This window comes from Streptomyces sp. DSM 116793 (assembly GCF_057320905.1).
This window is the reverse complement of record NZ_CM170494.1, coordinates 5,200,174-5,211,264: the sequence shown is the minus strand read 5'-3', so window position 1 is coordinate 5,211,264 and position 11,091 is coordinate 5,200,174. Positions and strand designations below refer to the sequence as shown.

Sequence of the window (11,091 nt, the reverse complement as noted above, 5' to 3'; positions counted from 1 at the left end):
CCGGGGGCCAGAGGGCTGCCGGCCGCGCGCCAGGGCTGCGGGGCGGGCAGGTCCGCCCCGCTGAGACATGCGGCTGCCGCGTCCACGATGCAGACCGGTATGACCGGTTCGGGAGGAGACTGGTACGGTCTTCAACCAGTTACCGCGGTTCCCAGGCGGCCGCGGGCCCGGCGCCGTGCCCGTCCGCCCTCGCGCGTCCGCCCCCTCTCGATGAGGTGCCTGCAGTTGACTCCACGAGGTGCGTCCAGTTGAGCGAGCCCCAGGCGGCACCACCGGCACGGCCTGCACCGCAGGCGCCACCGGCACAACCGGCACAACCGGCACAACCGGCACCGACCGATCCGGGGCGCCGGCTCATCCTGATCCTCGCCCTGGCCTGCGGCATCGGGGTGGCCACCATCTACTTCCCGCAGGCCATCAGCCCCCTGATCGCCGACGGTCTCGGCGTCTCGCCCGGCGCCGCGGCGGCCGCCGTGACCGCGTCGCAGTTCGGGTACGCCCTCGGCGTCTTCCTGCTCGTCCCGCTCGGCGACCGGATCGCGCACCGCAGGCTGGTGCCCGCCCTGCTCGGCGTCACCGGTGCCGGCCTGGTCGTGGCGGGCAGCGCGCCCGGCCTCACGGTGCTGGTCGCGGCGAGCGCGGTGATCGGGGCGGCGACGGTGGTGCCGCAGGTCATCATCCCGATGGCCGCGGGCCTGGTGTCCGACGGCCGCCGGGGCGCGGTCACCGGCACCCTGCTCAGCGGGCTGATCGGCGGCATCCTGCTGGCCAGGACGTTCAGCGGCTCGCTCGGCCAGTGGCTCGGCTGGCGGGCGCCCTACTACGTGGCGGCCGCGCTGATGCTGGGCCTCGCGGTGGTGATGGCCGTGGCCCTGCCGGCCACGGCGCCCACCTCCACCGAGCGCTACCCGCGGCTGGTGACGGCGTCGCTGCGGCTGCTGCGCGAGGAGCCCGCGCTGCGCCGCTCCTGCTTCTACCAGGCCGCGGTGTTCGCGGGCTTCAGCGCGGCCTGGACCAGCCTGGCCCTCTACGTCACCGGACCCGCCTTCGGCCTGGGTTCCTCGGTGGTCGGGCTGATCGCCCTGGTGGGCGCGGGCAGCATGTTCAGCACGCCGTTCGCGGGACGGCGGGTGGACCGCGGCGGGCCCGAGCCCGTCACGCTGATCTGCCTGCTGGGCACGCTGGCGGCGGCGGGCATCCTCGCACTCGGGACGCTGCACGGCATCGCGGGCCTGGTGATCCTGACGGTGGGCATGCTGGTGCTCGACGTCGCCGTGCAGAGCGGCCAGGTGGCCAACCAGGGACGCATATTCGCCCTGCGCCCCGAGGCCCGCGGCCGCATCAACACCGCGTACATGACCTGCGCCTTCCTCGGCGGCAGCGCCGGCTCCTGGCTGGGCGTGCGCGCCTACGCCGAACTGGGCTGGGGCGGCGTGGCGGGCCTGGTCGCGGCGCTGGGAGCACTGGCGCTGACGCGGCACCTGCTGTACGCGCGGCGAGCGCGGCGGATGCCGGGTGTCGATACGGGGTCGGGCTCCGATACGGGGTCGGGCTCCGATACGGGGCGGGATGTCGATACGGGGCCGAATGCCGATACGGGATCGGACGACGGCACGGCACCGGCCGACGGCACAGCACAGGCCGACCGCACGGCACCGCGCGGCACAGGTGCCGCAGGGACCGTGGGCACCGCGGCACGCCAGGACGACCGCGGGACGCCGGACCGCCCCTGAAGGGCGGACGCACGACAAGCCACGACGCCACGACGCCACGACGCCACGACGAGACGACGAGACGGCCGGGACACAGCCCGCGCCCCTTCCCGGGCCGGGCACAGCCCCGAGCGCCGCGGGAGCCGGGCGGCGCAACGTCCACAGCAGCAGGGCCGCGCGAGCGCCGCAGCAGGGCCACGCGAGCGCCGCAGCAACCGGACCGCACGGAACCGCCGGAGCCGGACCGCACGGAACCGCCGGAGCCGGACCGCACGGAACCACAGCAGCCGGGCAGCGCAAGGGCCCCACGGGCGCCCCCCGCCCGTTTCATTGACACTCGAAGTACCCGTTGCTTGGATGCGGCGAGCGTTCTCGCTCACTTCGCCGACATGTGGAGCGTGCGTCCATGGGACTGTCGCGGCGCGTTGTGTTGTCCATGGGTACGGGGGCCGGACTCGCGGCGCTCGCCGGGGCGGGGCCGGTGCGGGCCGCGGCCGACGCCGGGGGCGGGGGCGGGGGCGACGCCGGGCGCGCGAGTGGCGGGGGCGCCGGGGGCGCTGGAACCGACGAGGAAACCATCCTGGCCAACACCCTGGCGATGCTCGCCGGCACCGAGGACTCCAACGCACGCCCGGACGTCGCCGCCAAGGTCGCCGCGATCGGGAAGACCGCCCGGGACCGGCTCGCCCTGCTGACCCCCGACGGGGACGGCGAGCTGTTCAAAGGGGTGCCGCTCGGCACCAGCGACGCCAATCTGACGAAGTCGTACCAGTACCTGTACGAGATCGCGCTCGCCACCCGCACGCCGCCGGGCCCGGCCCCCCACAGTCCCGCGGGCGCGGGAGGTGCTCCGGCCGGAGGCGCCGAGGCCACCGAAGACGCCAAGGCCACCGAGGCCGCCGGAGACGCCGAGGCCACCGGAGGCACCACGGCCACCGGCACCCCGCTGTACGGCGACGAGAGCACCCAGCGGCAGGTCGCCGACGGGCTCGCCCGGCTGTACGACGAGTACTACGGGGACCAGTCGAAGGGCTACTACGGCAACTGGTTCACCTGGGAGATCGGCATCTCCCAGCACGTCAGCAAGGTCCTCGTGCTGCTGAAGGACATGCTCGCCGGCTACCGGCCCGAGCTCACCGCCGCCTACGTCACCGCGATGGACGGCTACCTGCGGGGCGGCAAGGACGGCGACGTCGACCTCGACTCGCGGTTCCACACCGGCGCCAACCTCGCCGACATCACCACCAACCGGATCCTCCAGGGCGCCGTGCTCGGCGACGCCGCACGGATCTCCAAAGCGGTCTCCGACCAGCTCACCGTGCTCGCCACCATCGACCCGTACGACCTGAGGCACGGTGTCACCGACGGCTTCTACGCGGACGGCTCCTTCATCCAGCACGCCTCCGTCGCCTACACCGGCACCTACGGCACCGGGCTGCTCAGCCGGGTCGTGGGGACCGTCGAACTGCTGGACGGCACCGCGTATCCGGGCGACGCCGACCCGGCGGCCGTGGCGCGGCGCTGGGTCCGGGACGGCTTCGCGCCGCTGATCTTCGAGGGCTGGATGATGGAGGCCGTCAAGGGCCGTGGGGCCTCCCGTGCCAAGAGCGGCTACGGCGACGTCGCCACCGTCGTCGAGGCGGTGGTGGACCTCTCCGCGTACAGCACCGGCGACGACGCCACCGCCCTGCGGGGCTACGTCAAGTACCTGCACGCCACCACCAAGGCCCCGCTGGACCCGGCGGGATTCGTCTCCCCCGTCAGCGTCGCCCGCTACGCCGACATCCTCGCCGACGCCGCCGTCCCGGCCCGCGACCTGAACAAGGCGTCGTACACGGCCGCGTTCCACGCGATGGAGCGCACCGTGCACCACCGGCCCGGCTGGGCGTTCGCGCTGGCCCGCAGCTCCGAGCGGATCAGCAAGTACGAGTACATGAGCGGCGAGAACCTGACGCCCTGGTTCCAGGGCGACGGCGCGCACCACCTCTACCTCTCCGGCCAGGACCAGACCCAGGCCTACGGCGCCGCCCACTACGCGACCGTCTCCCCGTACCTGCTGGCCGGCGTCACCGCCCCGGTCGAGACCCGGAGAACGGTCCCCGAGCTGTACGGCACCGCGTGGTACGACAACCCGGAGGCGGGCTTCACCTCGTCCTCTGAGTCGCAGAACACCTACGTCTACTTCCCGCGCGGCACGAACGCCTTCTCCGGCGGCGCCACGCTCGGCGCCCACGGCACGGCCGGTCTCGTCCAGTCCGACGACGTCGCCTGGACCGCCAAGCAGGCGGGTGAGCTGCCCGCCGACTTCGTCGTCTACCGGAACGCCACCGCCACCAAGTCGTGGTTCCTCCTCGACGACGAGATCGTGGTGCTGGCCGCGGGCGTGGGCGACCCGGCGGGCCGGACGGTGACCACCACCGTCGACAGCCGGATCGCCGACCCCGCCGACACCCTCACGCTCACCGGCCGGCTCGCCGACGGCACCCCCTGGCCGGGTCCCGGGCAGGACCCGGCCACCGCGACCGGCCGCCATGCCCGGTCGGGGCCATCCGCCCCGTCGGCCCCATCCGTCGCGTCGGCCCCGTCCGCCCCGCTCGCCTGGCTCCGGTACGCCGACGAGGACCAGGGCACGTCCGTCGGCTATGTCTTCCTGGCCGGCCCCCGGGGCGGCGGTCACACCGCGGGCCACCCGGCTCCGGCGGTGACCCTGGAGACGGTCACCCGGAGCCTCCGCAGCGTCAACACCGCCAACCCGGACACCCAGGTCAGCAAGCAGGTCTTCTGGCTCGGCGTACGGCAGCCCGCGGGCGCCCCGGACTGCGCGCTCGCGTACGCGCTGGTGCCGGGCGCCACCGACGCGCGCCTGCGGGCCTATGCGCACGGCCCGTTGGCGGTGCTCGCCAACACCCCCCGGCTCCAGGCGGTCGAGCACACCGGCCTCGGCCTGCTCGCCGCCAACGCCTTCGTGCCGGGCACGCACCGGGCGGGGCGGCGGCTCACGGTGGAGGGCCCGGCGTCCGTCCTGCTGCGGGAGAACCGGGACGGCACCGTCGCGCTCGCGGTCTGCGACCCGACCACCCACCGGGACACGGTCGCCGTCACCGTGCACGGCAGGCCGCTGCGGACCGTCACGGCGGACGACGGCGTCAGAGTCCTGCGAGTTCCGGGCGGCACCCGCATCGAGGCCACCGCCCGGCACGCGTACGGCCGGAGCCTGACGATCACTCTGCGGTGAGGCGCCCGGGCCGGGGTGGTGCGGCAGGCGGGCCCCGGACGCCGGGCCCCTCGCGCGGGCGCCGCTCGCCTGCCGACCGCATGAGCACCCTTCCCGCGGGCGCCGCTCGCCTGCCGACCGCATGAGCGCCGCTCGCGTGGGCCCCGGTCCGTCGCGTCCGGACAGGCCAGAGCCCGGGACACCGTCCGGCGAAAGTGTCCCGGGCCCGCGGGAGGCCTGGTGCGGCCCGCCCCGTCTGTGCCACCGGCCGCTGTTCACGCTGGCGGGCGCCGCTACGCACACATGCGGATGCGGATGCGGGTGCGGATGCGGTGCGGTGGCGCTGTGGTGCGGCGCACACTCAACCATCGGTGACTTCTGTACGCAATATCTCACGCATACTCTGCATAAAATCGACAGACCCCGCGACCATTCGCGATAGCGGGGACCGGGCGACGGGCGTCGGCGCCGCACTCCGGCCCGTGGGCGTCGGCGCCGCACCCGATCCCGCGGGGCGTCGGCGCCGCACCCTGGCCCGCGGGGCCCACGGAGCCGAGACTGTCGGCGTGACGACCACGTGCTGGTTCTGCCGACGCCCGCTGACCGGCGGCGAGACCTGCCCCGTCGAGCTGGCGCGCACGGGGTCGCCGGAGGAGCGCACGGTCGGGCTCCCCGGCTGCCCGGACTGCACCGCACGCTACGAGGCGCAGCTCCGGGGCTGGTCCACGACGACCTGCGGCTGCTGGACCGTGGCCTTCGGCGCCACCGCCGTCGTCCTCGCCGCGGTCGGCGCGCCGGCCGGCCTTCCCGTGGTGGCGCTCCCGGGCGCCGCCCTCGTCCCGGTGACGCTCGCCGTCTGGCTGCTGGAGGGCCGGAGCATCCGGAGAAAGGACCCGTACCGCCCGGAGGGCCGCCTCACGGCCCGCGCGACGGAGCACCCCGCGGTGAGCGAACTCCTGCGCCGGGGCTGGGAGGTGAAGGAGCCACCGCCGGAGGCCGGCGCGTGACCCGAGTACCGGAGGGCTCGCCTGCCACCCTCGCGTACCGCGGCCCGGGGACGCCTCGGAGACGCTCCCCCGCAGATCACGCGGATCACGCAGATCACGCGGATCATGCGGATCACGCGGATCATGCGGATCACGCGGATCACCGGCACGGAGGACGGCCGGGAGCCCGCCGACCGCGCCCAGGCCACCGGACAGCGCCGGCTCACCGAGGCGTCGGGCGCCGTCACCCCGCGGCGACCGGACACGACGGTGCGGGTGATCGGGCGGGTGATCGAGGCGTACCGGAACGGGTGAGCGGCGGCCCGATCCGCCCCCGGCATAGGCTGCCCCCGTGGCGACAGCACTGGTGGTGCAGAACACGAGGAGCAGTGGTCCGGGCCGCTGGGCGGCCTGGCTGACGGAGGCGGGGCTGACGCCGGAGGTGGTGGAGGCGCACACGGGCGCCCCGTTGCCGTCCAGGCTGACGCAGGACGCCCTGATCGTGCTGGGCGGCGGCTTCATGCCGGACGACGAGGAGCGCGCCCCCTGGCTCGGAGCGGTACGGCACCTGGTGGACGAGGCCCTGGACCGCGCGGTGCCGTACTTCGGCATCTGCCTGGGCGGCCAGCTGCTGGCCCAGCACGCGGGCGGCGAGGTACGGCCGTCGTACGGCACGCCGGAGTTCGGGAGCGTCCGGCTGACGCTGCGTCATGAGTCGTCGTCCGACCCGCTCTTCGGCGGCCTCCCCCGGGAGGTGACGGCGATCGAGAACCACATCGACCAGATCACCCGCCTCCCGGCGGACGCCGCCTGGCTGGCCTCCTCGGCCGACTGCCCCCACCAGGCGTTCAGGATCGGCCCGGCGGCTTGGGGAGTGCAGTTCCATCCGGAGGCGGGCGCCGACCACATCCCGCGCTGGAACACCGCCCGCCTGGCCGCCCACGGCGCCGACCGCGACGCCCTCCACCGCCATGCCCGGGCCGCGGAGCCGGCGTCCGCCAGGACCTGGCACACGGTGGCCCGCCGTTTCGCCCGCCTGACGACGGGGCGGTGATCCCACGGGGGTCGCGGCCCGGCCCCGGCCCGCGCCGGGAGCTCAGCCCCGTACGCGACCCCCGGCACCGCCCCCCGGCGCCTCGGCACGGTGGCGCCGGTAATGGCGGGCCACCCGGGCCCGGTTGCCGCATGCGCTGGTGCACCACTCCCGGCGGGAGTGCTGTTTGACGAAGTAGCGGTCGCAGCCGGGGGCCAGGCAGGCGCGGAGCCGGCCGCGCTGCGAGCCGGTGAAGAGCTCGACGGCCTGCCGGGCGAGCAGCGACACGACACGGTCACCGAAGGCGGCGGCCGACCCGAACACGGGCACCGGCTCCTCGCCGGCCGACCACACCAGCTCCGGCCAGAGGTGCGCTAGGCCGCTGAGCCGGTTCACCGTCCGGATCGCCTCCCGGCGCGCCGGGTCCGACGCCGACAGGAACTCCGGGGGCGCCCCGGTCGCCTCGGCGGCCAGCACGCGCAGGGCGGCACGCAGGGCGCGGAGCTGCCGGACATCCCGCTCGTCCAGCGCCTGAGTGACCGTCTCCCGGGCGCCGTCCGCGGCGGGGACCACGGGCGGCAGGCGGGGACCGACGGCGTCGACCCATTCGGTCGCGCGGGACGTGCCGTCCAGCACGTCGTACACCAGGGCGTCCCCGTCCATGTGGAGCGTGTTCATCAGCTCCACCGGCAGGGGTTCACCCAGCAGCGGCAGATCCACGGTCGTCTCACCCTGTCCCATGCCGACCAGCGTACCCGAACCTAATGGTTTCCCGTCTTCCAACCGTTTGACATGAAGGTGCAGGCATGACAGGCTCACTAACGTTTGAACACAAGCCAAGCATTAGCCTCCCTGGTGAGGGGCGAGGCTACCGGTCCGGCACACCCGCGCGGACCAGGGGCACGGACCAGACGGACAGACCAGCCGCACACAGACGCACAGACGCACAGACGCATATACACCCGGACACACAGACACACGAGCGCACAGACCAGGCAGGCCGCATGGACGGCCGCCGCACGAAGGAGAGGGCTACCGCAATGTCGCGACTTCCGCAGATCGACCCGGCGACCGCCACCGGCAAGGCCGCCACCCAGCTGGAGGAGACGCAGAAGGCGTTGGGTTCCATCCCCAACCTCTTCAAGGTGCTCGTCAACAGCCCCGCCGCGGTGAAGGGCTACCTGGCCATGAACGGCGCCCTCGCCTCCGGCGTACTGCCCTTCCCGGTCAGGGAGCGGATCTCCATCCTGGCGGCCGAGTTCAACGGCTGCACCTACTGCCTGTCGGCCCACACCTTCACCGGCGGCAAGTTCGCCGAGCTCAGCGAGGCGGAACTGGCCGCGGCCCGCGAAGCCAAGTCCGAGGACCCGCACGTCGAGGCCATCCTCACCCTGACGCGCAGCGTCCTCGAAGGGCGCGGCCAGGGCGGCGAGGCGGCCATCGCGGCCGCACGCGCGGCGGGTGTCACGGACGCCGAGATCGCCGAGGTCGTCGCCAACGTCGCCCTGAACGTGCTGACCAACTACTTCAACGAGCTGGTCGACACCGACGTGGACTTCCCGCGGATCACCCCTCACACTCACTGACCGAGGGCCGCCACGGCCGGATCCCCCACCCGCAGCCACCCGCAGCAATCCACAACGGGAGTCACCCACACCGCACCCGCCCCGACACCGCAGTCGCCCCCGCCCCCGGGGCCACCCCCGCAGCCGGACGGCGCTGCCGGACACCGCACACCGTCCGGCAGCGCCGTCCGGCGCCACCAGCACCCAGAAAGGACGCACATGCCGAGCCTTGCGGCCGCCGCACACACGAGCACGGACAAGAGCGCGAGCACGCTCAGAAGGGTCGAGTTCCCCGGTTCCCAGGGGGCTCCGCTGGCCGGGCGCCTGGAACTGCCGGACGGGACACCGCGCGCCTTCGCGCTCTTCGCGCACTGCTTCACCTGCGGCAAGGACACGGTGGCGGCCGCGCGGATCTCCAGGGCGCTCACCCGGCACGGCATCGGCGTCCTGCGGTTCGACTTCACGGGCCTCGGCCAGTCCGGCGGTGACTTCGGCAACACCGACTTCAGCTCCAACGTCGGTGACCTGGTGGCTGCCGCCGGCCATCTGCGGCGCGAGTTCGAGGCCCCCGGCATCCTCATCGGCCACTCGCTGGGCGGCGCCGCGGTCCTGGCCGCCGCAAGCGACATCCCCGAGACCCGGGCGGTCGTCACCATAGGCGCCCCCGCGGACCCCGCCCACGTGACCCACCTCCTGGGCGACACCACGGCCATCAGGCAGTCCGGCACGGCGGAGGTCCGCCTCGCGGGCCGCACCTTCCGCATCAGCAGCCGCTTCCTCGACGACATCGCCGCCCAGCCCCAGCAGGAACGCATCGCCCGGCTCGGCGTCCCCCTCCTGGTCATGCACTCCCCCACGGACGCCACCGTCGGCATCGACAACGCCCGCCGCATCTTCGACGCCGCCCGCCACCCGAAGAGCTTCATGGCCCTGGACGGCGCCGACCACCTCCTCACCGCCCCGAAGGACGCGGAGTTCGCCGCGGACATCCTCGCGACGTGGGCCTTCCGGTACATCCGCTAGCGCCCCCGACGCCCCCGAACGGCCTGCCTCGCCACCACCCCTTACGGTGCTCCGCACCGGACACGGCGTAAGGGTGGTGGCATGCGGGCAGGGTGCTCGTGCCGGGGCGGATGGCGCATGCGCCCGAGTCGGCCCTGTGGATGACGCCCTGATCGACAGACCTGGTGCGCGCCACGGCTCGCCCTCCGGAACTGTGCCGTAACGTACGGGGCGGTCAGTCGTGGCTGCACGGCGGCGGTCTCCACGGGGGCGCCTCCCGTACGCCGAACAGGGTCTTCAGCGGCACCACGCCCTTGCGGTTCGGCTCCCCGGTGGCGGCGTCGAACCACACGTTTGCCCGTTTGCTTCATGTGCCGCCCATACCCCGCACCTACGCCGGGTGCAGCCGGTTTCTTCACAATCTTCTGTCGTCCCCATTCGCCCGTGGAACTGGCAAGCGGTCGGCAGCCGTGGTTTAGTCCAACCGTGAGGATGTTCGAAGCTCCCCCTCTCCCCCACCAGAGAACGGAAGGGCCTTCTCCCGCCATGGCTCACTCCCCCTCATGATCCTCATCACCGGTGCGAGCGGCACCGTCGGAAGGGAGACAGCCCGGCTGATCGCGCGGCACGACGCGGCGGTACGGCTGATGAGCCGACGGCCGATGCGGGCGGGTGCGGTGCCGGGCGGCCCGGTCGAGACGGTCGTCGCCGACTACGGCGCCCCTGACTCGCTCCGCGCGGCGATGCGCGGAGTGCGGGCGGCGCTGCTGATCACCAACGCCCCGCACAGGCCCGACTTGGACGGGAACCTCCTCCGGGCCGCACTGGAGGCCGGCGTTCGGCATCTGGTCAAGCTGTCGACCCTCTCGGTCACCGATCCCCCGCCGGGCGGCCTGATCACGCGCTGGCACCGGGCGGCCGAAGAGAGCATCCGGCGTTCCGGTGTGGAGTGGACGTTCCTCCGGCCACGCGCCTTCATGAGCAATACTCTCTCGTGGGCCCCGGTCATCAGGGCCGAGGGCCTGGTCCGGGCATGGCCGGCGGATGCCCCGGTGGCGTGTGTCGACCCGCGTGACGTCGCCGAAACCGCCTGTGCCGCACTTATGGAGACGGGCCACGCCGGAGCGGCCTACGCGCTCACGGGGCCGAGCGCGCTGACGCCGCGTGAGCAGGCCGGAATCCTCGCCGAGGCGCTCGGCTGCCCCGTGCGCTTCGAGGCGAGCACGGCCGCGCAGGCCCGGCGGACGCTTGCGGAGCGCTACCCTCCTGCGGCGGTTGCCGCACTGATGGAGAGCTCGGAGCACCAGCACGAGGACGCCAAGGCCCGAGTGGAGAACGACATCGAACGTGTCCTAGGGCGCCCGGCACGGACCTACGACGAATGGGTCCGCGACCACGCGGGCCATTTCACCGGAGGCCAGGAGGCTTCGGACGCTCCCCCAAGCTCCTTGAGCAGGGACTGCCCCCGGAGCACGCACCGCATGGCGCTCTTCCCACACGGGGATCCGTCGGAAGCCCCGTAGACGTCGTCGGCCGGTACGGGTGCCGGCCGGCGACGCCGGACGGGGAGAGCAGCAAG

9 protein-coding genes are annotated in these 11,091 nt (G+C 73.7%); 8 read left to right on the top strand and 1 reads right to left on the bottom strand.

What is annotated here, in order from left to right; all coding sequences use genetic code 11:
* Positions 1 to 248: 248 nt before the first annotated feature.
* From ACSMXW_RS20290 to ACSMXW_RS20270, 5 genes are all read left to right on the top strand, one after another.
* On the top strand, positions 249 to 1,733 hold the full coding sequence (locus tag ACSMXW_RS20290; protein ID WP_485798128.1) for an MFS transporter: 1,485 nt from the start codon (positions 249 to 251) through the stop codon (positions 1,731 to 1,733).
* A gap of 385 nt (positions 1,734 to 2,118) precedes the next feature.
* Positions 2,119 to 4,947, top strand: a complete 2,829-nt coding sequence (locus tag ACSMXW_RS20285; RefSeq protein WP_485798127.1) for a polysaccharide lyase family 8 super-sandwich domain-containing protein — start codon at positions 2,119 to 2,121, stop codon at positions 4,945 to 4,947.
* A 545-nt stretch (positions 4,948 to 5,492) separates the two neighbouring features.
* On the top strand, positions 5,493 to 5,933 hold the full coding sequence (locus ACSMXW_RS20280; protein ID WP_485798126.1) for a hypothetical protein: 441 nt from the start codon (positions 5,493 to 5,495) through the stop codon (positions 5,931 to 5,933).
* Positions 5,934 to 6,038: 105 nt separating this feature from the next.
* Entirely contained in the window at positions 6,039 to 6,227 is a 189-nt protein-coding gene (locus ACSMXW_RS20275; RefSeq protein WP_485798125.1) for a hypothetical protein, read from the top strand.
* A 37-nt stretch (positions 6,228 to 6,264) separates the two neighbouring features.
* The gene (locus tag ACSMXW_RS20270; RefSeq protein WP_485798124.1) at positions 6,265 to 6,966 is read left to right on the top strand and encodes a type 1 glutamine amidotransferase; all 702 of its coding nucleotides are present in this window, start codon (positions 6,265 to 6,267) and stop codon (positions 6,964 to 6,966) included.
* 42 nt (positions 6,967 to 7,008) lie between these two features.
* On the opposite strand, the gene ACSMXW_RS20265 is transcribed toward ACSMXW_RS20270, so the two are convergent.
* Entirely contained in the window at positions 7,009 to 7,686 is a 678-nt protein-coding gene (locus tag ACSMXW_RS20265) for a CGNR zinc finger domain-containing protein (protein ID WP_485798123.1), read from the bottom strand.
* 299 nt (positions 7,687 to 7,985) lie between these two features.
* On the opposite strand from ACSMXW_RS20265, the gene ACSMXW_RS20260 reads away from it, so the two are divergent.
* The 3 genes from ACSMXW_RS20260 to ACSMXW_RS20250 all read left to right on the top strand — a co-directional run bounded on the left by ACSMXW_RS20260 (position 7,986) and on the right by ACSMXW_RS20250 (position 11,035).
* Entirely contained in the window at positions 7,986 to 8,531 is a 546-nt protein-coding gene (locus ACSMXW_RS20260; RefSeq protein WP_485798122.1) for a carboxymuconolactone decarboxylase family protein, read from the top strand.
* 198 nt (positions 8,532 to 8,729) lie between these two features.
* Positions 8,730 to 9,533, top strand: coding sequence for an alpha/beta hydrolase family protein (locus ACSMXW_RS20255; protein WP_485798121.1), 804 nt, complete (start codon positions 8,730 to 8,732; stop codon positions 9,531 to 9,533).
* A 542-nt stretch (positions 9,534 to 10,075) separates the two neighbouring features.
* Positions 10,076 to 11,035 carry an SDR family oxidoreductase gene (locus tag ACSMXW_RS20250; protein WP_485798120.1) on the top strand — a complete coding sequence of 320 codons (960 nt, stop codon included), beginning with the start codon at positions 10,076 to 10,078 and terminating at the stop codon, positions 11,033 to 11,035.
* Positions 11,036 to 11,091: the final 56 nt, after the last annotated feature.